Source organism: Pantoea piersonii (assembly GCF_003612015.1).
In the GTDB taxonomy this organism is placed as follows: domain Bacteria; phylum Pseudomonadota; class Gammaproteobacteria; order Enterobacterales; family Enterobacteriaceae; genus Pantoea; species Pantoea piersonii.
The window spans coordinates 123,886-148,205 of the sequence record NZ_RARB01000004.1 but is presented as its reverse complement, the minus strand read 5'-3'; the positions used below and the strand labels follow the sequence as shown (position 1 = coordinate 148,205).

At 56.7% G+C, this 24,320-nt stretch carries 23 protein-coding genes; 11 read left to right on the top strand and 12 right to left on the bottom strand.

Going from position 1 to position 24,320, the window contains the following annotated elements; genetic code table 11:
* Positions 1-15 precede the first annotated feature (15 nt).
* From hpf to npr, 4 genes are all read left to right on the top strand, one after another.
* Entirely contained in the window at positions 16-303 is a 288-nt protein-coding gene (gene hpf / locus D7S44_RS12625; protein WP_120455346.1) for a ribosome hibernation promoting factor, read from the top strand.
* Positions 304-459: 156 nt separating this feature from the next.
* Positions 460-939, top strand: a complete 480-nt coding sequence (ptsN, locus tag D7S44_RS12620) for a PTS IIA-like nitrogen regulatory protein PtsN (RefSeq protein WP_120455344.1) — start codon at positions 460-462, stop codon at positions 937-939.
* A 54-nt stretch (positions 940-993) separates the two neighbouring features.
* Positions 994-1,848: an RNase adapter RapZ gene (rapZ, locus tag D7S44_RS12615; RefSeq protein ID WP_120455342.1), complete on the top strand. Its 855-nt coding sequence runs from the start codon at positions 994-996 to the stop codon at positions 1,846-1,848.
* A complete protein-coding gene (gene npr / locus D7S44_RS12610) occupies positions 1,845-2,117 on the top strand; it encodes a PTS phosphocarrier protein NPr (RefSeq protein ID WP_120455340.1) in 273 nt (90 codons plus the stop codon). The genes rapZ and npr overlap by 4 nt, the downstream gene beginning before the upstream one ends.
* 3 nt (positions 2,118-2,120) lie before the next feature.
* Here the strand turns inward: npr and mtgA are convergent, their stop codons facing one another.
* A complete protein-coding gene (gene mtgA, locus D7S44_RS12605; protein WP_120455338.1) occupies positions 2,121-2,840 on the bottom strand; it encodes a monofunctional biosynthetic peptidoglycan transglycosylase in 720 nt (239 codons plus the stop codon).
* An 883-nt stretch (positions 2,841-3,723) separates the two neighbouring features.
* Positions 3,724-6,066 carry an aerobic respiration two-component sensor histidine kinase ArcB gene (gene arcB, locus D7S44_RS12600; RefSeq protein ID WP_120455336.1) on the bottom strand — a complete coding sequence of 781 codons (2,343 nt, stop codon included), beginning with the start codon at positions 6,064-6,066 and terminating at the stop codon, positions 3,724-3,726.
* Between the two features lie 852 nt (positions 6,067-6,918).
* Here arcB and gltB point away from each other — a divergent pair.
* Both gltB and D7S44_RS12590 read left to right on the top strand, forming a co-directional pair.
* Positions 6,919-11,388, top strand: coding sequence for a glutamate synthase large subunit (gltB, locus tag D7S44_RS12595; RefSeq protein ID WP_120455334.1), 4,470 nt, complete (start codon positions 6,919-6,921; stop codon positions 11,386-11,388).
* A gap of 54 nt (positions 11,389-11,442) precedes the next feature.
* Complete coding sequence (locus D7S44_RS12590; RefSeq protein WP_120455332.1) at positions 11,443-12,861, top strand: glutamate synthase small subunit; 1,419 nt, start codon at positions 11,443-11,445, stop codon at positions 12,859-12,861.
* 51 nt (positions 12,862-12,912) lie between these two features.
* Here D7S44_RS12590 and sspB read toward each other — a convergent pair whose 3' ends face one another.
* From sspB to zapE, 5 genes are all read right to left on the bottom strand, one after another.
* On the bottom strand, positions 12,913-13,398 hold the full coding sequence (gene sspB, locus D7S44_RS12585; protein ID WP_120455330.1) for a ClpXP protease specificity-enhancing factor: 486 nt from the start codon (positions 13,396-13,398) through the stop codon (positions 12,913-12,915).
* A gap of 3 nt (positions 13,399-13,401) precedes the next feature.
* A complete protein-coding gene (gene sspA / locus D7S44_RS12580) occupies positions 13,402-14,043 on the bottom strand; it encodes a stringent starvation protein SspA (protein WP_033749254.1) in 642 nt (213 codons plus the stop codon).
* 327 nt (positions 14,044-14,370) lie between these two features.
* Positions 14,371-14,763: a 30S ribosomal protein S9 gene (gene rpsI / locus D7S44_RS12575; protein ID WP_031375459.1), complete on the bottom strand. Its 393-nt coding sequence runs from the start codon at positions 14,761-14,763 to the stop codon at positions 14,371-14,373.
* A 15-nt stretch (positions 14,764-14,778) separates the two neighbouring features.
* Positions 14,779-15,207, bottom strand: a complete 429-nt coding sequence (gene rplM / locus D7S44_RS12570; protein WP_033793286.1) for a 50S ribosomal protein L13 — start codon at positions 15,205-15,207, stop codon at positions 14,779-14,781.
* A 228-nt stretch (positions 15,208-15,435) separates the two neighbouring features.
* Positions 15,436-16,563 (bottom strand): cell division protein ZapE, encoded by a 1,128-nt coding sequence (gene zapE / locus D7S44_RS12565; RefSeq protein WP_120455327.1) that lies wholly within the window; start codon positions 16,561-16,563, stop codon positions 15,436-15,438.
* Positions 16,564-16,738: 175 nt separating this feature from the next.
* Here zapE and zapG point away from each other — a divergent pair, with 175 nt between their 5' ends.
* The 3 genes from zapG to degS all read left to right on the top strand — a co-directional run bounded on the left by zapG (position 16,739) and on the right by degS (position 19,777).
* Complete coding sequence (gene zapG / locus D7S44_RS12560; protein WP_120455884.1) at positions 16,739-17,140, top strand: Z-ring associated protein ZapG; 402 nt, start codon at positions 16,739-16,741, stop codon at positions 17,138-17,140.
* A 109-nt stretch (positions 17,141-17,249) separates the two neighbouring features.
* Positions 17,250-18,620 carry a serine endoprotease DegQ gene (degQ, locus tag D7S44_RS12555; RefSeq protein ID WP_120455325.1) on the top strand — a complete coding sequence of 457 codons (1,371 nt, stop codon included), beginning with the start codon at positions 17,250-17,252 and terminating at the stop codon, positions 18,618-18,620.
* A 92-nt stretch (positions 18,621-18,712) separates the two neighbouring features.
* Positions 18,713-19,777, top strand: coding sequence for an outer membrane-stress sensor serine endopeptidase DegS (degS, locus tag D7S44_RS12550; protein ID WP_120455323.1), 1,065 nt, complete (start codon positions 18,713-18,715; stop codon positions 19,775-19,777).
* A 177-nt stretch (positions 19,778-19,954) separates the two neighbouring features.
* On the opposite strand, the gene epmA is transcribed toward degS, so the two are convergent.
* Positions 19,955-20,932, bottom strand: a complete 978-nt coding sequence (gene epmA / locus D7S44_RS12545; RefSeq protein ID WP_120455321.1) for an elongation factor P--(R)-beta-lysine ligase — start codon at positions 20,930-20,932, stop codon at positions 19,955-19,957.
* A 134-nt stretch (positions 20,933-21,066) separates the two neighbouring features.
* Between epmA and D7S44_RS12540 the strand changes: the two genes are divergently transcribed.
* Complete coding sequence (locus tag D7S44_RS12540) at positions 21,067-21,591, top strand: lipocalin family protein (RefSeq protein WP_120455320.1); 525 nt, start codon at positions 21,067-21,069, stop codon at positions 21,589-21,591.
* Between the two features lie 33 nt (positions 21,592-21,624).
* Here the strand turns inward: D7S44_RS12540 and D7S44_RS12535 are convergent, their stop codons facing one another.
* The 3 genes from D7S44_RS12535 to efp all read right to left on the bottom strand — a co-directional run bounded on the left by D7S44_RS12535 (position 21,625) and on the right by efp (position 22,611).
* On the bottom strand, positions 21,625-21,759 hold the full coding sequence (locus tag D7S44_RS12535) for an entericidin A/B family lipoprotein (protein WP_033749247.1): 135 nt from the start codon (positions 21,757-21,759) through the stop codon (positions 21,625-21,627).
* A 102-nt stretch (positions 21,760-21,861) separates the two neighbouring features.
* On the bottom strand, positions 21,862-21,993 hold the full coding sequence (locus D7S44_RS12530; RefSeq protein WP_120455318.1) for an entericidin A/B family lipoprotein: 132 nt from the start codon (positions 21,991-21,993) through the stop codon (positions 21,862-21,864).
* Positions 21,994-22,044: 51 nt separating this feature from the next.
* Positions 22,045-22,611, bottom strand: a complete 567-nt coding sequence (gene efp / locus D7S44_RS12525) for an elongation factor P (RefSeq protein WP_120455316.1) — start codon at positions 22,609-22,611, stop codon at positions 22,045-22,047.
* A gap of 41 nt (positions 22,612-22,652) precedes the next feature.
* On the opposite strand from efp, the gene epmB reads away from it, so the two are divergent.
* Positions 22,653-23,681, top strand: a complete 1,029-nt coding sequence (gene epmB / locus D7S44_RS12520; protein WP_120455314.1) for an EF-P beta-lysylation protein EpmB — start codon at positions 22,653-22,655, stop codon at positions 23,679-23,681.
* Between the two features lie 147 nt (positions 23,682-23,828).
* Here the strand turns inward: epmB and D7S44_RS12515 are convergent, their stop codons facing one another.
* Positions 23,829-24,185 carry a DUF4156 domain-containing protein gene (locus D7S44_RS12515; protein WP_120455312.1) on the bottom strand — a complete coding sequence of 119 codons (357 nt, stop codon included), beginning with the start codon at positions 24,183-24,185 and terminating at the stop codon, positions 23,829-23,831.
* Positions 24,186-24,320: the final 135 nt, after the last annotated feature.

Genomic DNA, 24,320 nt, shown 5'->3' with positions numbered 1-24,320 from the left:
TGAGAAGGAAGACCTATGCAGCTAAACCTCACTGGGCAAAATGTTGAAATCACCGAAGCGCTGCGTGAATTCATCAGCAACAAATTTGCCAAACTGGAACACTATTTCGATCGTATCAATCAGGTTTATATTGTTCTGAAAGTGGAAAAGGTCACCCAGGTTGCGGAAGCGACCTTGCATGTCAACGGCGGCGAGCTGCACGCCACGGCGGAAGCGGAAGATATGTATGCGGCGCTTGACGGGCTGGTCGATAAACTTGCCCGTCAGCTAACCCGGCATAAAGACAAACTGAAAAAACACTAACCTTCACGCTTGCAGAGCGCGCGCCGCGCGCTCAGGGCGGTCTGGATGGGGCGGATTTACCGCCCCGTTTTGCCATCTGTGCAAGCGCCACGGGATACCGCGCGGTCGTTAAGCGCGGCAGGCCCGCGGCTCTGTGAACTCGCAAGTGAAACGACAATGAACAACGATCTGACACTGGAACTGAGCACCGTGCTGACGCCGGACTGTACGCGCAACGGCGTACACTGCCAGAGTAAAAAGCGCGCGCTGGAAATTATCAGCGAACTGGCAGCGAAGCAGCTTAATCTGCCGCATCAAACGCTGTTTGAAGCGATCCTGACCCGTGAGCGCATGGGCAGTACCGGTATCGGCAACGGTATCGCTATTCCGCACGGCAAGCTGGAAGAGGACACGCTGCGCGCCGTAGGCGTCTTTATCAGCCTTGACCAGCCTATCGCATTCGACGCGGTGGACAACCAGCCGGTTGATCTGCTGTTTGCGCTGCTGGTGCCCGCGGACCAGTGCAAAACCCACCTGCACACCCTGTCTCTGGTCGCGAAACGTCTGGCGGACAAGACCGTGTGTCGCCGCCTGCGCGCGGCACAAAGCGATGAAGAACTCTACGCCATTATTACAGAAGCTCCAGAGGAGCAGTAACGCGCGCTGCGCTTTTACCGGCGTGCGTGCCGGTTTAAAACGGGAGAGAAGGTCATGGTGCTGATGATCGTTAGCGGTCGGTCAGGCTCAGGAAAATCGGTGGCGCTACGCGCGCTTGAAGATATGGGTTTCTACTGCGTCGATAACCTGCCCGTGGTGCTGTTGCCCGAGCTGGCGAACTCGCTGGTAGAGCGTAATATTTCGGCTGCCGTCAGCATCGACGTGCGCAACATGCCGGAGTCGCCGGAAATTTTTGAAAATGCGTTGAACAATCTGCCGGACGCCTTTTCACCGCAGCTGCTGTTTCTGGACGCCGATCGCAATACGCTGATCCGCCGCTACAGCGACACGCGCCGCCTGCATCCGCTCTCCAGTAAAAACCTGTCGCTGGAAAGCGCTATCGACGAAGAGAACGATCTGCTGGAGCCGCTGCGCTCACGGGCCGATTTAATTATCGATACGTCTGAAATGTCGGTTCACGAGCTGGCGGAGATGCTGCGCACGCGGCTGCTGGGCAAGCGCGAACGCGAGCTGACGATGGTGTTTGAGTCATTTGGCTTCAAGCATGGCATCCCTATCGATGCCGACTACGTTTTCGACGTGCGCTTTCTGCCTAACCCGCACTGGGATCCCAAGCTGCGCCCAATGACCGGCCTCGATCGCCCCGTAGCGGCGTTTCTCGATCGCCATACCGAAGTGCACAACTTTATCTACCAGACGCGCAGCTACCTCGAGCTGTGGCTGCCGATGCTGGAAACCAACAACCGCAGCTATCTCACCGTCGCTATCGGTTGTACGGGCGGTAAACACCGTTCGGTTTATATCGCTGAGCAGCTGGCTGACTACTTCCGCTCACGCGGCAAAAACGTACAGTCTCGCCATCGCACGCTGGAAAAACGCAAATCATGACCGTCAAACAAACTGTAGAAATTAAAAATAAGCTGGGCATGCATGCGCGTCCGGCCATGAAGCTGTTTGAACTGGTGCAGAGCTTTAACGCTGAGGTTCTGCTGCGTAATGAGGCCGGGACCGAGGCGGAGGCCAGCAGCGTTATCGCGCTGCTGATGCTCGATTCGGCAAAAGGCGGGCATATTGAAATCGAAGCCAGCGGCCCGGAAGAACATCAGGCGCTGGCTGCCGTTATTGAGCTTTTCGAGGCTGGTTTCGACGAAGACTAATCGCTAGTTAAGATGATTACGCAGCAGGAAGCCTTCACCGCCCAGCTGGCGCATCTGGCGCATAATCCATTGCTGACGCTGGCGTATGTAGCCTGAGGGCGCATCGGCGCGAAACCGGATGGGATTAGGCAGCACGGCCGCCAGCAGCGCGGCTTCTGCTATCGTCAGGCGGCTGGCCGGTTTATGAAAATAACGCTGCGCCGCCGCTTCTACGCCAAAGGTTCCCTGACCAAATTCGGCGATATTAAGGTAGACCGTCAGAATGCGCCGTTTGGTCCAGACGGTTTCAATGCCGACCGTTAATCCCGCTTCCAGCCCCTTTCGCACCCAGCTGCGTCCATCCCAGAGAAAAAGATTCTTTGCCGTTTGCTGCGACAGCGTCGAAGCGCCGCGCATGCGCTCGCTTTCGCTGCCCAGCGCCGTTTCAATCGCATTGACGTCAAAGCCCCAGTGCTCTGGGAATTTCTGGTCTTCCGAGGCGATAACCGCCAGCCCCATCCAAAGAGAGATCTCGTCGTGCCCCACCCAGTCGGAATGCGCTACGTAATGAAAATCGCCGCGCAGCCAGGCACCAATCTGCCGTTCCGCCATCACCGCTGAAAACGGCACGGGAAGAAAGGCAAACAGGGCAATTCCAGCCGCCCAGATACCCAATATAACGACAACAGCGCCGATACCGGCTCGTTTAATGCGACGCCAGCGGCTCCCTTTATTCTTGCTCATGCAATGTTCTCTTACCTGTTCCCTGCATTAATCAATTACCAGCGTGATGAAAGCCCGGTCTTGGTCAAAATCGCTGAAGAAGCGCAATAAGATGCGTTTTTTTTAATCTCAGCAGCGACATTCTACCCTCTAAATATTAAGACAGATCGAATGACATCAAGCACTTCCGTCAAAAAGGAATCGGTTCCATACTTGTTTATCGCTTATCCCTTTCCACACCATATACTTAACCATTTGTGATAAGGATCGTTTTGAATCATTCACCTTTCTAAACTGTGCCTTTTGGCGCGCTGTTCTGCTTTTCACCATTTGACTATGATGGTTACACAATATACACCGTCAGGCTGCTAATTTGATCTTTCTGGTGGCCTCTCAGGCGCTCAGTTTCCCGGCTGAAACCCTGCAAATCAACAGGACTTAAATCAAATCTGGAACTTTAGGGTCATGCTTTCCAAAACGTTTTGGATAAAGTGAGGTTAATACCCTGTTATCCCATAAATTTCATTGTGTTACATTGATAAAAAGCGGCCCTGGCGGGTCAGACTCATTTTCCCGTGTTTGAGACCATGTTCCGATCGTTCAGGCAAACAAAAACCGCACAAAAAATAGAACAATTGGTCAAAATAAGCGCAATGCAACGCAGAAATTAATTCCTTGCTTGACTGTGTTGCCAAATTAATGTTTTCTGTATTTAAACGCTGCTCAACATCACACATTTTAATGAATCTTTCCCTGGTCATTAATGAATTTGCTAAGGTGATGACAGACGTTAACCAATACCACGCTGCTGCACTTTAACTCCTCTAAGTATAGCAACAGCGCCTTTTTCCCTGGTGTTGGCGCAGTATTCGCGCACCCCGGTCTTCGACTGGGGTCATTTTTTTTAAGCCCCTGGCTTTTCTCTTTCCGCTACCCAGTCACGCAGCACCTGAACGTCATGACGCCACTCCTGTTTTAGCTCTTCAATCCATTCGCCTACGTTGTCCCACCATGCCGGCAGTTCCGGGCTCTGGATCTGCTTAGCCACCTGCTGTAGATGCTGTAACCCGACCGATCCCGCCGCGCCTTTGATTTTGTGCCCCTCTTCCGCAATGCCTTTCTGATCGCGCGCCATCAGATTTGAATCCAGCACCTCAAGATAGCCAGGCATCATCTGTTCAAACATCGTCAGGCTCTGCGTAATCAGGCTGGGGCCCACCAGCTCGATATATTGCTCCAGCATCGGCACATCAAGCAGCGTGCGCGTCTTGTCATCGCTTTCGGGACGGTCAGCCTCGCTCTCTTCGCTCTGATGATCCCAGAACTTTTTAATCATGGCGGTCAGCGCCGGCACGGATAGCGGCTTGCTGAGCACATCGTCCATGCCGGCATCTAGATACTCTTTCTTATCCTTGAGCACGTTGGCGGTCAGCGCCACCAGCGGCGGCAGGCTGGCGCCTGGGTAGCGCTGATGAATAGCGCGCGAGACGTCGAGACCGGTCATATCCGGCAGCTGGATATCCAGCAGGGCGAGATCGAACTCCAGCGGGTCGAACATCTCCAGCGCAGCCTGGCCGGTCATGGCGACTTCAACGCTACAGCCAAGCTTCTCCAGCACCGAGCGCGCCACGATCACGTTCAGCTCGATATCTTCTACCAGCAAGACGTGCAGCGCCGGCAGCGGCATGCTGTCGTCTCTGTCGTCATCCTCCACCTCTTCCGCCACGCGTGGCGCTTTGATCAGCACGGTAAAGCAGGAGCCTTGTCCCGGCGCGCTGCGCACGCTGATATCGCCGCCCATCGCCTGCGCCAGTCGACGCGATACCGCCAGTCCGATGCCGGTGCCGGTCGCCGGTTTGCCGCCGTGCTGATCTTTCACCTGATAGTACATGGCGAAGATCTTGTCCTGCTCCTCCTGCGGAATTCCCTGCCCGGAGTCCTCAACCTCAAAGCGCAGCGTCTCGTTCTGCTCATAGGCGACGCGCACTACGATCTCCCCATGCTGGGTAAACTTCACTGCGTTGCCGATGAGGTTCCACAGAATCTGACGCAGGCGCGTGCCGTCGGCGCAAATCTTATGCGGCAGCGGCAGGTTCGGTGCCATAACGAACTTAAGTCCCTTCGGCTGCGCCAGCAGTCCGGAGAGGTTCTCCAGATCCGCGAGGAAGCCGGTGAAGTCGAGCGGCTGGTTATCCAGCTGCACCTTGCGGCGCTCGATCTTGTCCACCTCAATGACGTCGTTAAAGATATTGCCCAGCGTAATAGCGGAAACATGGATAGTTTTCAGGTATTTCAACTGCTCCTGATTGAGATCGGTATCAAGCAGAATACGGCTCAGGCCGACAATGCCGTTAAGCGGCGTACGCAGCTCATGGCTGATAGTAGAGATAAAGGTGGTTTTCTCCCGGCTGGCGTTCTCCAGCGCGTCCTGATAGCGCTTACGCTCGGTTATATCGCGGCCGAAGCCCATCAGTCCGCTGCGTTTGCCGACGCGGTCGTAGTAAGGCACTTTGCGGATTTCAAAACAGGCTTTGCGCCCGTCAGGGTATTGCAGCCACTGTTCGTAGGTAAGCGAGACGTTATGACGGAAGACCTTCTCATCCGTCTCCAGCACTTTGGTGGCGGCATCCTCGTCGTAAATATCGCGCGGCGTCAGGCCAATCAGCTGTTTTTCGCTTTTTCCGGTCAGCAGCTCCATGGCGCGGTTACAGCCGGAGAATTGCTTGTCGATATTGCGGTAGAACACCAGATCGGGGGAAGCATCGAGGAAAGAGCGCAGAAATGAGGATTGCTGTTCCAGCTCGATCTGCGCCTGTTCGCGGCGGGCCATCTCTTCGCGCAGCTTATCCATCACCTGCTCGCGCGCCTGCTCCGCTTTAATACGATCGCTAATTTCCTGGTTGAGCTGCGTGATGGTCTCTTTCATCTGCTGGTTTAGCTCTAAATCGCGGGTGCGCATCTCCTCCAGCTTATCCACCAGCCGCGACAGACGCTGGCGCGACTCTTCCAGCTGATCGACCACCACGGAGAGAAAGTAGACCGCCCAGGGCGTAATCAGCAGCCCGAAGAAAACCGAGCGGACGACGTCAATGCTCTCGACATGTCCGCGCAGCACCATGGTCACCGCCATCTGCACGACCATCGCCAGCACCACCAGCGCCGACGCCAGCAACAGCGAAAAACGCACCAGTCCCAGCTTAACCATTAAATCAACGTAATACTGCGCCAGCAGGCGAATCTGTTTCATACGAACTCCCTGGAAAAGAACAGGCTCATCATAGCGTAATTACCCTGCCGTTGGCGCGACGACGCGCAGGAAAGCGCGCGTTATGCCCTGTTATGGTGCATCTGACGCCACGATCGGCGACGATGTCCGCGCAGACGCTAAATCACTTGACTAATTGTGCCAACCGAATAATCTGGAGGGCCGCCTGTTTACCGGCGATTGTGATCTAAGTCTTTCATTTCTCTCTTTGCCGACAGCGTTCCGTTGTCCCGGCACCTCTTTATTCTTTTGAATAGAAATTCATTTTAACTGCGTGGATAATCGAACCTGTTCTGATTAATTTTACTTATGGCGACCCCGCGTTTGATTCAAATATGCCGTTATAAGAAAAACAGATACATGATGTGCGGGTAATCTGCTATGTAGCAGATTCTGCTGTTAAAGCCCTTCTAGCCAGCACGGGAAAGGGATATGACCGCTTCATGACAGTGAGACAGTTCACATTTCCGCCGGTCCTGCTAAATGGCCAACCGACAGTTTTTTAGGGTTAAATTCAATTAAATTCAATAAGTTAATTCATTTAACCTTGATAAAAACACGACCAGGAACGCTATTTGACGTAATTCCGCTTTCCCGATAAGTTGGAAATCCGCTGGAAGCTTTCTGGACGGGTGCTCAACTCGTCATATTTATGCAGTAACAGAGATTCCCCCTGTAACAAGACCACGACGCTTGTGACAACGACGCCAACGGCCAGACAGATGGGGCGACACAGGAGTGCAGCGCACGATGCGCATCAGCCTGTCGCTTAGCTCTTTCTGCGCCCGTAGCCCGACCAAAGGGAATCCACAGAGCCTGGGGAGGTTCACTGAAATGTTGTATGACAAATCCCTTGAAAAGGATAACTGTGGTTTCGGCCTCATCGCCCATATAGAAGGCGAACCTAGCCACAAGGTAGTGCGTACCGCCATTCATGCACTGGCCCGTATGCAACACCGCGGCGCGATCCTTGCCGACGGCAAGACCGGCGACGGCTGTGGTCTGTTATTACAAAAACCTGACCGCTTTTTCCGTGTAGTGGCGGAAGAGAAAGGCTGGCGCCTGGCGAAAAATTACGCCGTGGGCATGCTTTTCCTCAGCCACGATGAGGAAGAGGCTCAGGCGAGCCGCCGCATCGTGGAAGAGGAAGTGGTCCGTGAAACCCTCTCTGTGGTCGGCTGGCGCGACGTGCCCGTCAATCAGGATGTGCTGGGAGAGATTGCTCTCTCTTCTATGCCGCGCATTCAGCAACTTTTTATCAATGCGCCGGCTGGCTGGCGTCCGCGCGATATGGAGCGTCGTCTCTATATGGCTCGCCGCCGCGCGGAAAAGCGCATTGAGCAGAGCGACGATAAAGCGTTCTACATCTGTAGCTTCTCAAACCAGGTCAATATCTATAAAGGCCTGTGTATGCCGGCCGACCTGCCGCGCTTTTATCTCGATCTGGCGGATCTGCGTCTGGAGTCGGCGATTTGCCTGTTCCATCAGCGCTTCTCCACCAACACCGTGCCGCGCTGGCCGCTGGCGCAGCCGTTCCGCTATATGGCGCACAACGGCGAAATCAATACCATCGCTGGCAACCGGCAGTGGGCGCGCGCGCGCGCCTACAAATTCAATACGCCGCTGATCCCCGATCTGCAGAACGCCGGACCGTTCGTTAACGAAACCGGCTCCGACTCCAGCTCAATGGATAACATGCTGGAGCTGTTCCTGAACGGCGGCATGGATTTAGTGCGCGCTATGCGCCTGCTGGTGCCGCCCGCCTGGCAGAACAACCCGGATATGGATCCGGAGCTGCGCGCCTTCTTCGACTTTAACTCGATGCATATGGAGCCGTGGGACGGCCCGGCAGGCATCGTAATGTCCGACGGCCGCTATGCCGCCTGTAACCTTGACCGTAACGGCCTGCGCCCGGCGCGCTACGTGATCACCAAAGACAAACTGATCACCTGCGCCTCCGAAGTTGGCATCTGGGATTACCAGCCGGACGAAGTGGTGGAGAAAGGCCGCGTTGGGCCTGGTGAACTGATGGTGATCGACACCCGTATCGGACGCATTCTGCATTCGGCGGAAACCGATAACGATCTCAAGAGCCGCCACCCCTATAAAGAGTGGATGGAGAAAAACGTTAAGCGTCTGGTGCCGTTCGAAGATTTGCCCGACAACCAGGTCGGCAGCCGCGAACTCAACGACCCGCTGCTGGCGACATACCAGAAGCAGTTCGGTTACAGCAGCGAAGAGCTCGACACCATTATTCGCGTGCTGGGCGAGAACGGCCAGGAAGCGGTCGGCTCTATGGGCGACGACACGCCGTTCGCCGTGCTCTCCAGTCGTCCGCGCATCATTTATGACTATTTCCGCCAGCAGTTCGCGCAGGTGACTAACCCGCCGATCGATCCGCTGCGTGAAAACCATGTGATGTCGCTGGCTACCAGCATCGGCCGCGAGATGAATGTATTCTGCGAGGCAGAAGGCCAGGCGCACCGCGTCAGCTTTAAGTCCCCTATCCTGCTGTGGTCCGATTTCAATCAGCTGACCACGCTGGAAGGCGAATATTATCGCGCCGATACGCTGGATTGCACCTTTGACCCGGCGACGCAGACGCTGGAGCAGGCGATGCATGCCCTGTGCGACGAGGCAGAGCGTATGGTGCGCAACGGCACTGTGCTGCTGGTGCTCTCCGATCGCGCTATCAGCGAAAACCGTCTGCCGGTTCCGGCGCCGATGATCGTCGGCGCGGTGCAGACGCGCCTGGTTGAGAAAAACCTGCGCTGCGACGCCAATATCATCGTCGAGACCGCCAGCGCGCGCGATCCGCACCACTTCGCCGTGCTGCTCGGCTTCGGCGCGACCGCTATCTATCCTTACCTCGCCTATGAATCGCTGGCGAAGATGGTCGACAGCAACGTCATTGAGAAAGATTATCGCGCGGTGATGCTGAACTACCGTAACGGCATCAACAAAGGTCTCTACAAGATCATGTCCAAAATGGGCATCTCGACTATCGCCTCCTATCGCTGCTCGAAACTGTTCGAGGCGGTGGGCCTGCATGCCGATGTGTCGAGTCTCTGCTTCCAGGGCGTCGTCAGCCGCATCAGCGGCGCGAACTTCGCCGACTTCCAGCAGGATCTGACCAATCTGGCGAAGCGCGCCTGGCTGCAGCGTAAACCGCTGGACCAGGGCGGCCTGCTGAAGTACGTGCACGGCGGCGAATACCATGCCTACAACCCGGATGTGGTTGCTACGCTGCAGCGCGCCGTACAGAGCGGCGAATACAGCGACTATCAGGAGTACGCGAAGCTGGTGAACGAGCGTCCGGTAGCGACGCTGCGCGATCTGCTGGCGCTGCAGCCGGGCACCGAATCGATCCATATCGACGACGTCGAGCCGGCCAGCGAGCTGTTTAAACGCTTTGATACCGCAGCGATGTCAATCGGCGCGCTCAGCCCGGAGGCGCATGAGGCGCTGGCCGAAGCGATGAACTCGCTCGGCGGCTACTCTAACTCCGGCGAAGGCGGCGAAGATCCGGCGCGCTACGGCACCAATAAAGTGTCGCGCATCAAACAGGTCGCATCGGGCCGCTTCGGCGTTACGCCAGCCTATCTGGCCAATGCCGACGTGATTCAGATTAAAGTGGCGCAGGGCGCCAAGCCTGGCGAGGGCGGTCAGCTGCCGGGCGATAAAGTAACGCCTTACATCGCGAAGCTGCGCTACTCCGTACCGGGCGTTACGCTGATTTCGCCGCCGCCGCATCACGACATCTACTCGATTGAGGATCTGGCGCAGCTGATTTTCGACCTGAAGCAGGTAAACCCGAAGGCGATGATTTCGGTGAAGCTGGTCTCTGAACCGGGCGTCGGCACCATCGCTACCGGCGTGGCGAAAGCCTATGCCGACCTGATCACTATCGCAGGCTATGACGGCGGCACCGGTGCCAGCCCGTTAAGTTCGGTCAAATATGCGGGCTGTCCGTGGGAGCTTGGCCTGGTGGAGACGCAGCAGGCGTTAGTCTCCAACGGTCTGCGCCACAAGATCCGTCTGCAGGTAGATGGCGGCCTGAAGACCGGCCGCGACATTATCAAGGCGGCAATCCTCGGCGCGGAAAGCTTCGGCTTCGGCACCGGCCCGATGGTGGCGCTGGGCTGTAAATATCTGCGTATCTGTCACCTTAACAACTGTGCGACCGGTGTAGCGACCCAGGATGACAAGCTGCGTAAGAACCACTATCACGGCCTGCCCTTCAAGGTAACTAACTACTTTGAGTTCATCGCGCGTGAAACCCGCGAGCTGATGGCCAGCCTGGGCGTAAAACGCCTGACCGACCTGATTGGCCGCACCGATCTGCTGAAAGAGCTGGATGGCTTCACCGCCAAGCAGCAGAACCTGGATCTCTCGTCGCTGCTGAAAACGGCGACGCCGATGCCGGGCAAAGCGCTGCACTGCACCGAAGGCAGCAACCCGCCGTTCGACAAAGGCGAGCTGAATAAGGCGCTGCATGACCAGGCGATGCCGTTTGTGGAAGCAAGACAGAGTAAGACCTTCTTCTTCGACATCCGCAACACCGACCGCTCCGTAGGCGCGACGCTTTCTGGCGCTATCGCGGCGATCCACGGCGACCAGGGGCTAGCGGCGGATCCAATCCGCGCGCACTTCTCCGGCACCGCCGGTCAGAGCTTCGGCGTATGGAACGCAGGTGGCGTCGAACTGACGCTGACCGGCGACGCCAACGACTACGTCGGCAAAGGGATGGCTGGCGGTATGCTGGCGATCCGTCCGCCGGTCGGCTCCGCGTTCCGCAGCCACGAAGCGACCATTGCGGGCAATACCTGTCTCTATGGCGCGACGGGCGGCAAGCTGTTCGCCGCAGGCCGCGCAGGCGAACGTTTCGCAGTGCGTAACTCGGGCGCGATTACGGTCGTTGAAGGGATCGGTGACAACGGTTGTGAGTATATGACCGGGGGCATTGTCTGCGTACTGGGCCGCACCGGCGTGAACTTTGGCGCTGGCATGACGGGCGGCTTCGCCTACGTGCTGGATGAAGACGGCGAGTTCCGCAAGCGCGTCAACCCGGAGCTGGTGGAAGTGCTTAACGTCGACGAGCTGGCGATCCACGAGGAGCATCTGCGCGGCTTAATCACCGAGCATGTGCAACACACCGGCTCCAGCCGCGGCGAAGAGATCCTTGCCAACTGGCCGCTCTGGTCGTCGCGCTTCGCCCTGGTTAAACCCAAGTCCAGTGATGTTAAAGCGTTGCTGGGTCACCGCAGTCGTTCCGCAGCCGAGCTGCGTGTGCAGGCACAGTAATAGTTCGCCCCGTCTGGCGCGCCGCGCCGGACGGGATAGCCGTAAGAGGTTACGATGAGTCAAAACGTCTATCAATTTATCGACTTGCAGCGCGTTGACCCGCCAAAGAAGCCGCTGAAAATTCGTAAAATTGAGTTTGTGGAAATCTATGAGCCCTTTTCCGAGAGCCAGGCGAAGGCGCAGGCCGATCGCTGTCTCTCCTGCGGTAACCCTTACTGCGAGTGGAAGTGTCCGGTTCACAACTACATTCCTAACTGGCTGAAGCTGGCGAACGAAGGCCGCATTATGGAAGCGGCGGATCTGTCGCATCAGACCAACAGCCTGCCGGAAGTGTGCGGACGCGTTTGCCCACAGGATCGTCTGTGCGAAGGCTCCTGCACCCTGAACGACGAGTTCGGCGCGGTCACTATCGGCAATATCGAGCGCTACATCAACGATAAAGCGATGGAGATGGGCTGGAAGCCGGATATGTCGCACGTTAAACCGACCGGCAAGCGGGTGGCGATCATCGGCGCTGGCCCGGCGGGCCTCGCCTGCGCTGACGTGCTGACGCGTAACGGCGTGAAAGCGGTAGTCTACGATCGCCATCCGGAAATCGGCGGCCTGCTGACCTTCGGCATTCCGTCATTCAAGCTGGAAAAAGAGGTGATGGTCAAACGCCGTAAGCTCTTTACCGAAATGGGCATTGAGTTCCAGCTGAATACCGAAGTGGGTCGCGATGTACAGATGAGCGACCTGGTGAACGCCTATGATGCGGTTTTCCTTGGCGTCGGCACCTATCAGTCGATGCGCGGCGGACTGGAGAATGAGGATGCGCCAGGCGTCTATGACGCGCTGCCGTTCCTGATCGCCAACACCAAACATACCATGGGCTTTGCACAGCAGGACGACCAGCCTTACGTCAATATGGAAGGCAAGCGCGTCGTGGTGCTGGGCGGCGGCGATACCGCGATGGACTGCGTACGTACCTCTATCCGTCAGGGCGCGACGCACGTGACCTGCGCCTATCGTCGTGATGAAGCGAATATGCCGGGCTCGAAACGTGAGGTGAAAAACGCACGTGAAGAGGGTGTAGAGTTTCAGTTCAACGTGCAGCCGCTGGGCGTCGAAATCAATGCCAGCGGTCGCGTCAGCGGCGTGAAAGTGGCGCGTACCGAGATGGGCCAGCCCGATGCGGCAGGACGTCGTCGCGCTGAGATCGTGCCCGGCTCCGAGCATGTGTTGCCCGCAGATGCAGTGGTTATGGCGTTCGGTTTCCGTCCGCACAAAATGGAATGGCTTGCCGACTTTAGCGTAGAGCTGGATGGACAGGGACGCATTATCGCGCCGGAACACGCGGAGAGCGCCTTTCAGACCAGCAATCCTAAAATCTTCGCCGGCGGCGATGCGGTGCGCGGTTCAGATCTGGTGGTGACAGCGATTGCCGAAGGCCGTAAAGCCGCAGAAGGCATTATGGACTATCTGGAAGTGTAAGATTCAACAGCGACAAAAAAGCCGGCTATCGCAGCCGGCTTTTTTTATCTTTTATTTCACCACGCGCAGCGACGGGCGATTGCCGCGCGGCGGCGGATCGTCATCCGGCGAGTTATCTTCTTCGGTGGCGTCGTCCGGACGATCGCCATCAATCACTGACATCACAGGATCGGCCGAGGTCTCTTCTGCGTCCTGGCCGCCCAGCTCATAGGCCGGTTCTGGCTCGAACATTGTGCCCGCGCCATTTTCACGCGCGTAGATCGCCAGAATGGCGGCCATGGGTACAGAAACCTGACGCGGCACGCCGCCGAAACGCGCATTGAAACGCACTTCGTCGTTGCCGAGTTCCAGATTGCCGACCGCGCGCGGCGCAATGTTCAGCACAATCTGGCCATCACGCGCGTACTCGAGCGGCACCTGAACGCCTTGCAGATTGATGTCGACCACCAGATGCGGCGTTAGCTGGTTGTCGAGCAGCCAGTCGTAAAACGCACGCAACAGGTAAGGACGACGGGCTGAGAGTTGCGACATTTCCATAGATTAGCCCCGGGCTTGCAGGCGCATTTCACGTTCCGCTTCCGTCAGTGAAGCGAGGAAAGAGTCACGCTCGAATACGCGATTCATATAGCCTTTCAGTTCTTTCGAACCGGCACCGGCAAGATCGATGCCCATAGACGGCAGACGCCACAGCAGCGGCGCCAGATAGCAATCCACCAGGCTAAACTCTTCGCTCATAAAGAACGGGGTGCGGGCGAACAGCGGCGCAATCGCCAGCAGCTCTTCACGCAGCTGTTTACGCGCGGCTTCAGCTTCCTGGCCGCTGCTTTTTTCAATGGTGTGCATCAGGCTGTACCAGTCCTGCTCGACGCGGTGCATCATCAGACGGCTTTCGCCGCGCGCAACCGGATAGACCGGCATCAGCGGCGGATGCGGGAAGCGCTCGTCCAGGTATTCCATAATGATGCGGGATTCATACAGCGTCAGTTCGCGATCTACCAGCGTCGGCACAGTGCGATACGGGTTGAGGTCAATCAGATCCTGCGGCAGGTTATCCATTTCGACCTGCTCGATCTCTACACTAACGCCCTTTTCAGCCAGTACGATGCGTACCTGATGACTGAAAATGTCAGTAGGACCGGAAAACAGCGTCATTACCGAACGTTTGTTGGCAGCGACAGCCATGAAAACCTCCAAGTTTGTTCACAAAAAGTTACTGCGAATAGCCAACCACACGGCGACTCACCTGCTCAATCGTTCGCTCACAGCCTGCGCTAGCCTTGTCTCTCCGACATCCCGACGGTTGACCGACATAACACGCCGACTTATGGGCGCAAAGTGACACAGAGTTTACCAGATTTTGGGCAGCTTGTGGGCGAGGATTCAAGATTTGCGGGGAATTTGCGAGCAGCGCAGGGATTTTATCGCTATTCAGACGCGCCGGAGAAGAAAATAAAAAACCCGCCGAAGCGGGTTTTTTGTGCCAATCGTAGCAGCCGGAGCCGCAAACAATTAACGCTTGGAGAACTGCGGACGACGGCGTGCTTTACGCAGACCGACTTTCTTACGTTCAACCTGACGTGCGTCACGGGTAACGAAGCCCGCTTTACGCAGTTCAGCACGCAGAGATTCGTCGTACTCCATCAGAGCGCGGGTGATGCCGTGACGGATCGCACCTGCCTGACCAGAAATACCACCACCTTTAACGGTGACGTACAGATCGAATTTACCAACCAGGTCCAGCAGCTCAAGCGGCTGACGAACTACCATGCGGGCAGTTTCGCGACCGAAATACTGTTCCAGAGAACGTTGGTTGATAACGATGTTGCCACTGCCCGGCTTAATGAATACGCGAGCGGTGGAGCTTTTGCGGCGACCAGTGCCGTAGTTTTGAGTTTCAGCCATTGCCTGTAATCCCGATTAAATGTCAAGAACTTGCGGTTGCTGTGCCGCATGGGTGTGCTCGTTGCCCGCGTAAACTTTCAGCTTACGGAACATTGCACGGCCCAGCGGGCCCTTCGGCAGCATGCCTTTAACCGCGATTTCAATCACACGCTCAGGACGGCGAGCAATCATCTCTTCAAAGGTCGCCTGTTTGATACCACCGATGTGGCCGGTGTGGTGATAGTAAATCTTGTCAGTACGCTTGTTGCCGGTAACGGCGACTTTGTCAGCGTTCAGAACGATGATGTAATCACCAGTATCAACGTGCGGAGTGTACTCCGCTTTATGCTTACCACGCAGACGGCGCGCCAGTTCAGTCGCCAGGCGACCCAAGGTTTTGCCAGTTGCGTCAACAACATACCAGTCACGCTGTACGGTTTCTGGTTTAGCTGTAAAAGTTTTCATCGAAAAGCTTACCCAAATTAAGTTACACGTTGGTGAAAACCCAAACGCTTAAGTAAACGGTTGAGGCTCACACGACCATTTTGACCAGCAAGCCCACCCCTTCGGATAGAGTTACCGGAGCACAACGGATTCGGGAAATAAATCCAGTTGCTGTAACGTGGGGTCGCAAGATTATAGAGAAGTCGATTACAAAAATCGAACTCTATTTGATCTTTTTATTGGGCGCGATCAGGGCAGATGCGGCAGCCGCAGATACTCTTCACTCTGCATCTCCTGCAGGCGCGACAGGCAGCGCTGATACTCAAATTTCAGTCGCGTGCCCTGATAGATTTCGTACAGCGAGGTCTCCGCCGCGACCACCAGTTTGACGTGGCGCTCGTAGAACTCATCCACCAGCGCGAGGAAGCGTCGCGCCTGATCTTCGGTTTTATAAATCATCACCGGCACGTCATAGAGCAGCACGCTGTGGAAGCGGCGCGACAGTTCGATGTAGTCATGCTGGCTGCGCCCTTCCCCGCACAGCGTCAGGAAGTCGATTGCCAGCACCCCTTCGCTGACGCCCAGCGTCGCCATCTGGCGATGGTTAATCTCCAGCACCGGCGCGTCGTCGCGCGCGCTGCCCGCCAGCGCCTTAAACATGCGTTCCATCTCGGCGTGTGTCGCCTCATTCAGCGGCGCGTTCCACAGGTGCGCCGAGGTCAGCGTGCGTAGCCGGTAGTCGATGCCAGCGTCGACATTCATCACGTCGCAGTGCTGTTTGATCTGCTCAATCGCCGGCAAAAAGCGCGCGCGCTGCAGGCCGTTGCGATAGAGATCGTCCGGCGGAATATTCGACGTCGCCACCAGCGTGATGCCGCGCGCGAAGAGCGCCTCCATCAGCGTGCCGAGCAGCATAGCGTCGGTAATATCGGAGACGAAGAATTCATCGAAGCAGAGAATATCCGTTTCAGCTTTAAAACGGTCGGCGATCGTCAGTAAAGGATCGCTCTGTCCCTGCAGTTGGGTCAGCTCTTCATGCACGCGCAGCATAAAACGATGGAAGTGCAGGCGCAGCTTGCGGTTGCCAGGAATAGACTGAAAAAACAAATCCATGACCCAGGTTTTGCCGCGCCCTACGCCGCCCCACATATAGAGGCCGCGTACCGGCGCCTGCGTTTCGCTTTTCTCTTTGCCCATCAGTCGGGACAGGCGGCCGAATAATCCTTTGCCGCTCGCAGGTTGCTCAGGCTGACGCGCCATCAGCGCCCGCTGAACAGCGTCCAGTCGGGTGATCGCTTCGCGTTGTACATCATCGGGTTTAAAGTCGCCCTGCGACAGCGCCTGCTCATAGCGCGCAAGCGGAGATGAGGTTTGCATGGTTCTCTCAGAATCCCTGATAAGGTCTTATTCACAGTTCGGTTGATGAAAAAAAGGCCGCTCTACACTAAGGCATGCCGCCTCAGAGTTCCACATCCATAAGATTAACGGGTATAGTGGCTATTATTGAAATGGTGGATGCCCTACAAGCAACGGAAATTACATGGGAGTCATTATGACCTGGGAATACGGGCTAATTGGTTTAGTAATTGGCATTATTATCGGCGCGGTTGCCATGCGTTTCGGTAACAAAAAGCTGCGTGAGCAGCGCAGCATGCAGTACGAGCTGGAGAAGTCCAAAGCGGAGCTGGCGGATTACCGCGAAGAGCTCACTAACCACTTCGCGCAGAGCGCAGAGCTGCTGGATAATATGGCGCGCGACTATCGCCAGCTTTATCAGCATATGGCGAAAGGATCGAACGATCTGCTGCCGAACCTGCCGGGCGAAAAAAATCCTTTTGCCTATCAGCTGACTGAAGCGGAAGCGGATAACGATCAGGCGCCGGTTCAGATCCCGCGCGACTATTCTGAAGGCGCTTCCGGCCTGCTGCGTGGCGAACGCGCCGCGCGCGACTAATCTTATTGGGGCGCAATCACGTTGCGCCCCGCATTTTTGCGAACCCGACCCTGAATCAACTGTCACATACGTTTACTCCCCCACTTTTCGCAGCGAGAGCGTTGTAGCAATGAAAAAACAAGCACGACTGTTAAGCGCATTAGCCTTGAGTATTGGGATGAGCCTTGCCGCAGCGCCTGCTGCGATGGCGACATTGCCCGCGCAGATTCAGGGCCAGCCGTTACCCAGCCTGGCGCCGATGCTGGAAAAAGTGTTGCCGGCGGTAGTCAGCGTCCACGTTGAAGGTACGGAAGCGGCTAGCCAGGCGCAGGATATTCCCGAACCGTTAAAACGCTTCTTCGGTCAGGGACCGGGCGGCGATCAGGCGCAGCCGTTTGAAGGCCTGGGCTCCGGCGTGATTATCGACGCCGCTAAAGGCTATATCCTCACCAACAACCACGTGGTTAACGGCGCGGACAAAATCAGCGTGCAGCTTGGCGACGGCAGCGAATATGACGCGAAGCTGATTGGACATGACGAACAGACCGACATCGCCCTGATTCAAGTTGAAGGCGCGAAGAACCTGACTCAGGTGAAAATCGCCGATTCCGATCAGTTGAAAGTCGGCGACTTCGCCGTGGCGATCGGCAACCCGTTTGGTCTGGGTCAGACTGCCACCTCCGGCATTATTTCCGCGTTGGGCCGCAGCGGGCTTAATCTGGAAGGCCTGGAAAACTTTATCCAGACCGACGCCGCCATTAACCGCGGCAACTCCGGCGGCGCGCTGGTCAATCTTAATGGCGAGCTGATCGGCATCAACACGGCGATCCTGGCCTCAAGCGGCGGCAATATTGGTATCGGCTTCGCTATCCCCAGCGACATGGCGATGAATCTGGCGCAGCAGCTGATTAAATATGGCGAAGTGAAACGCGGCCAGCTCGGTATCAAAGGTACCGAAATGACAGCGGATATCGCCAAGGCGTTTAACGTCGATGCGCAGCGCGGCGCGTTCGTCTCCGAGGTGCTGCCGCAGTCCGCCGCCCAGAAAGCGGGGATTAAGTCAGGCGATATTATTACCTCGATTAACGACAAGCCGATCACCAGCTTTGCTGAACTGCGCGTGAAGGTGGGTACCACCGCGCCGGGCGAAAAAGTGAAGCTCGGCCTGCTGCGCGACGGTAAGCCGCTCTCGGTCGAGGTAACGCTGGAGCAAAGCGCGCAGAGCACTGCAAGCGCGCAGCTGATGTCGCCTGCGCTGCAGGGTGCAATGCTGAGCGACGGCGCGACGAAAACCGGCGACAAAGGCGTGAAGATCGACAGCATTGAAAAAGGCACGCCTGCTGAGCAGGTCGGTCTGCAAAAAGAGGACGTGATCGTCGGTGTTAACCGCACGCGCGTTACCAGCCTCGCCGAAATGCGCAAGGTGCTGGAAGGCAAACCGCCGGTGCTGGCGCTGAACGTCGTGCGCGGCGGCGAATCTATCTACCTGCTGCTGCGTTAATCTTCTCTACAGGCGAACAACACGATCGCGTGTTTGTTCGCCTTTCTCGTGCTATTCTGCCCTGCGATCTCCCCCTGGCGTAAGTTAACACCATGTTTCCTAAACTTTTGCGTTCGGTGGTGTTGGGCCTGATAGTCGCGGGCATTTTGCTTGCGGCGCTGCCCGCACTGCGTATGGGCGGCACCAGCGCCCTTCTCGACCATGACGACAGCAACGATAAGACGCCATTCAGCTTTAATGCCGGCGTCCGCCGCGCCGTGCCCGCGGTAGTCAACGTCTACAACCGCAGCGCCCACGGCAATAACAACCGCGGCATTACCACGCTGGGTTCCGGCGTGATCATGAACGCTAAAGGCTACATCCTTACCAACAAGCACGTTATCAACAACGCCGATCAAATTATCGTCGCGCTGCAGGATGGCCGCTTCTTTGAAGCCAACCTGGTGGGCTCGGATGCGATGACCGATCTGGCGGTGCTGAAAATCACCGCCTCCAGTCTGCCGGTTATCCCGATTAACCCGCACCGCGTGCCGCATATCGGCGATGTGGTGATGGCGATCGGCAACCCCTATAACTTAGGACAAACCGTTACGCAGGGCATTATCAGCGCCACTGGCCGCATCGGGCTGAGTTCATCGGGGCGCCAGAACTTCCTGCAAACGGACGCCTCCATCAATCAGGGCAACTCCGGCGGCGCGCTGATTAACTCGCTGGGCGAGCTAATGGGCATCAACACCCTGACCTTTGATAAAAGCAATGACGGCGAGACGCCGGAAGGCATTGGTTTCGCCATCCCTACCGCGCTGGCGAGCAAGATTATGGATAAGCTGATCCGCGACGGTCGCGTTATTCGCGGCTATATCGGCATCACCGGGCGCGAGCTGCCTGCGCTGCATAATCAGGGCAGCGGCATCGATCACGTTCAGGGCATTATCGTTAGCGTGGTAACGCCAGGCGGACCGGCGGAGAAAGCGGGCATTCAGGTGAATGACGTGCTGCTGAGCGTCAACGGCAAACCGGCCGTTTCCGCTCAGGAGACGATGGATCAGGTCGCAGAGATCCGCCCGGGCTCGGTGATTAAAGTCGACGTGTTACGCAACGATCAGAAGCTGACGCTGCCGGTCACTATTCAGGAGTTTCCTGACAGCGAGAACTGATTCTGAGCTGCCAGGAGGGTGCCGTCGCGGGTAGTATGGCCCGATCGCAAAGACGCAAAAGACGGCATCCCTGCCAGCTCGGCCCGCGCCATCCATGGCGCGGGACGCTTTGCTCTTCGGTCCATACCACCCACTCCTTAGCTTTGGCTGCCGTTTGCCAACAGCAAAAAGCCGCTTCTAACTGCGATCTACCGGGAAAGCGATAACCTCGCTCAGCGAATCCGCCTTCAGCGCCAGCATAATCAGACGATCTACACCGAGCGCCACGCCGGAACAGTCAGGCATGCCATGCGCCAGCGCATCCAGCAGAAAATTATCGACCGAATGCTGCGGCAGCCCGCGCGCCGCGCGCCGACGATTATCCTGCTCGAAACGCTGGCGCTGCTCGCGGCTATCGGTCAGTTCACGAAAACCGTTCGCCAGCTCCACGCCTTTGTAATAGACCTCAAAACGCTCTGCGACGCGGTGATCTTCAGTGCTGATCTCGGCCAGCGCCGCCTGACTGGCTGGAAAATGGTAAACGAAGGTCGGCTTATCGATACCAATCTTCGGCTCTACGCCCAGCATAAACAGCAGCATCAGCAGCGTATCACGATCCTCTTCGCGGTTTGCCAGCTCGCCTTCGCCCAGCTTCTCCGCCGCTTCGCGCAGCTGCGCTTTATCGGCAGACAAGGGGTCGAGATCGAGATGGCGAATAAACGCCTGCTGGTAGGAGAGCGACTCAGCGCTGTCGCACTCCAGCACCTGCTGCAGCAGATCGTCGACCTCATTCATCAGGCGGTACATATCGTAATGCGGACGATACCACTCCAGCATGGTGAATTCAGGATTGTGGTGACGACCCGCCTCCTCGTTACGAAAGCAGCGTCCCATCTGATAAATGGGTCCGCTGCCCGCGGCAAGCAGGCGCTTCATATGGTATTCCGGGCTGGTCATCAGCCAGAGATCGCGTCCCTGCGTCGCGCCGGGGCCAACAAAGCGCGTCTGAAAGGGCACCAGATGGATATCGGTGACGGTCGCCTGGCTCATCGCCGGCGTATCGACCTCAAGCACGCCGCGATCGGCAAAGAAACGTCGAATTTCCGCGAGGATAGCCGCACGTTTCAACAAATTGGCAATGGGTGCGCTCGGCTGCCAGCTTGCCGTTTCGCTCATGGTGATGACTCCGTATACAAATAAGGGGTGGAAGTCTACCTGCAATGCCCTCGGCAGACAATGAGCCGTCCGAACCCAGAGAAAAATCGCAGCGGCAACTATACTTAATCTGTTCAGCTAAAAAGGAATCGCGTATGTCCCCATGGAAAACCTTTATCGCAGGCCTGAGTTCAGTGCTGTCAGTAGCCTGCTCTACCACGCCGCCGAAAAACGTTACCGTTGTCGAAGGGTTCGACAGTCAGCGTTATCTCGGCACCTGGTATGAAATAGCGCGTCTCGACCACCGCTTCGAGCGCGGCCTGGAACAGGTTACTGCAACCTATAGCCCGCGCGATGACGGCGGTATCAAGGTGGTTAACCGCGGCTACAAGCCGCAGAAGCAGAAATGGCAGGAGAGCGAAGGCAAGGCGTACTTTACCGGCGATCCGCAGCGTGCCGCCCTGAAAGTCTCGTTCTTTGGTCCTTTCTACGCCGGATACAACGTTATCGCGCTGGATAAGGATTACCGCTACGCGCTGGTGTGCGGTCCCAATCATCACTATCTCTGGATATTATCGCGCACGCCGCAGCTGGAAGAGGGCGTGAAGCAAAAGCTGGTAGATCAGGCGCGGCAGGCCGGTTTCCCGGTGGATGAGCTTATCTGGGTCAAACAGAAATAACCGGTACGAAGAGATCGTACCGGCTTGAAGGAATTACTGCGCAGTACGCTGAATAGCCTGGCCGCCCGCTTCTACGTCCTCGCCGACACCACGGGTGGTGTTACAGGCGGACAGCAGAGAAGAGAGCACCAGCACTGAGAAAATCGCAACAATACTTTTCTTTAACATGGCAATGTCCTTTTTGTGGTTGCAGTCAAGTACAGCGCTTTAAGCATAGACTGCTTATGGCCAAACGTACTGAAACGCACAGAAAAAGGTTATCTACCGGGTCTATTTTGCCGCGCGCGAGATGGCGCCGCCAAGGTGGGAAACATCTTCGCCGAAGCCATGAAAAGTATTACAGGCGCTGAGCGCGGAACAGGCCAGCAGCACAAGAGTGAAAAGCGTTAGCTGTTTTTTCATTCTTCTTTACTCACCAAAGAAAAAGGCGCATCCCAGGATGCGCCTTCGCACTTATTTTACGCGTGACACGTATTCGCCGGAGCGGGTATCAACTTTAACCACTTCGCCGATCTGTACGAACAGCGGCACTTTCACCACGGCGCCGGTCGCCAGTTTGGCAGGCTTGCCGCCAGTACCAGCGGTGTCGCCTTTCAGGCCTGGATCGGTTTCAATGACTTCCGCTTCGATAAAGTTCGGCGGCTGAACGGCGATGGCTTTGTTGTTCCACAGCGTGACGATACACTCTGAGTTGTCCTGCAGCCACTTCTGCACGTCTTCCAGGATCTTCGCTTCGACCTGGTACTGTTCGAAGGTTTCCGGGTGCATAAAGTAGAAGAAGTCGCCGTCGTTGTAAGAATATTGCAGCGTCATATCAACAACATCCGCACCTTCAGCTGAGTCGGTAGACTTGAAGGTTTTCTCAACGCGCGTACCGGTCAGCAGACGACGCATTTTAACGCGTGCGAATGCCTGGCCTTTACCTGGCTTAACGAATTCACTGGATTCGATGGCATAAGGTTCGCCTTCGAACATGATTTTAAGACCGGAACGAAAATCGTTGCTAAGATAAGTCGCCATAAAGGCCCTCTGTAAATATTGAACTGGTAATAGCCAAAAAAATGGCACACATTGTAACCCTAAAAACCCCTTCCAGAGAAGATTGGTTGCAGCAACTTGCTGATGTTGTCACCGAACCTGATGAATTACTGCAACTTTTAGGCCTCGAACGGCATGCGGAACTGGCAGCTGGTCATGATGCCCGCCGGCTTTTCGCGCTGCGCGTGCCGCGCGCCTTTATCGCCCGCATGAAACCAGGCGATGCGCAGGATCCTTTGCTGCTGCAGGTGCTCACCCAGCGCCAGGAGTTTATTCAGGCGCCAGGCTACAGCGCCGATCCGCTCGACGAACAGAGCAGCGTGGTGCCGGGCTTATTGCATAAGTATAGAAACCGCGCGCTGCTGCTCGTCAAAGGCGGCTGCGCAGTCAACTGTCGCTACTGCTTCCGCCGTCACTTTCCCTATCAGGATAACCAGGGCAATAAACGCAACTGGCAGACGGCTATCGACTATATCGCGGCCCATCCCGAGCTGGACGAAATCATCTTCTCCGGCGGCGATCCGCTGATGGCGAAGGATCATGAGCTGGCGTGGCTGATCGACGCGCTGGCGCAGATTCCGCACCTGAAACGCCTGCGTATCCACAGCCGTCTGCCGGTCGTCATCCCGGCGCGTATTACCGACGGGTTGTGCCAAATCCTCGCCGAAACGCGTTTACAGGTATTGATGGTGACGCATATCAACCATGCGCAGGAGATTGACGAACCGCTGGCGGCCGCGATGCAGCAGCTTAAGCGCGGCGGGGTCACCTTGCTGAACCAGAGCGTCCTGCTGCGCGGCGTCAATGACAACGCGCAGACGCTCGCTAACCTCAGCAACGCCCTGTTCGACGCGGGCATCCTGCCCTACTACCTGCACGTTCTGGATAAGGTGCAGGGAGCGGCGCACTTCTTTGTCTCCGACGAAGAGGCGCGCGCGCTGGTACGCGAGCTGCTGACGCAGGTGTCCGGATATATGGTGCCGAAGCTGGCGCGCGAGATCGGCGGCGAGCCGAGCAAAACGCCGCTCGATTTGCAGTTGCGTCAGGAGTAGAGGAGAAGGGATATCGGGCTGCCGTCCCCTTTTCAGGCCAGGTGAAACGGCGCGAAGGGCAAAGCCGCTATCTCAAGCCGGGCTTTGCGCCTTCTAAAAATTTACGGCCGGTAAGACCGGCCGTTATCAATAAGCTTGCGAACGCGATTAGCCTTTCGCCGGGCACTTATAGACCTGCCCATTCATTTTGCTGTCCAGCGGCGCGAAAGCGGACCACAGGTTTTGCGTCGGGCTGGTCGCGCCATAAATCACGTTGCCGCCCATTTCCGCCGCGCGGTTGCGCAGATCGTTGGCCGCGCCGCGCAGAGAGCTGCCCTCGCCGCCGGAGCCGCTCAGCCAGTTACTTTGTGAACCGGTGACATTTCCCAGAAGCTGACATTCGCTGCCCGGTTGTTGGTCGGTGAAGGTGACACGTTCGCCGCCAGCGCTCAACTGGTGAGAGCTGCTGCATCCAGCCAGCAATAAAGTACCGACCGCCAGTCCGAGCAAGAGGTTAATCCGCATTGTAATCCCCATTTATTATCATCAGTATCGGGCGGCAGCGTAGCAGAAAAATGTCTCTTTTTTCTGAACATTCATTGCCCTGAACCCGCAAAGCCGAAGTATTGCGCCCTTACTTATACCCTTTTCATCTGCAAA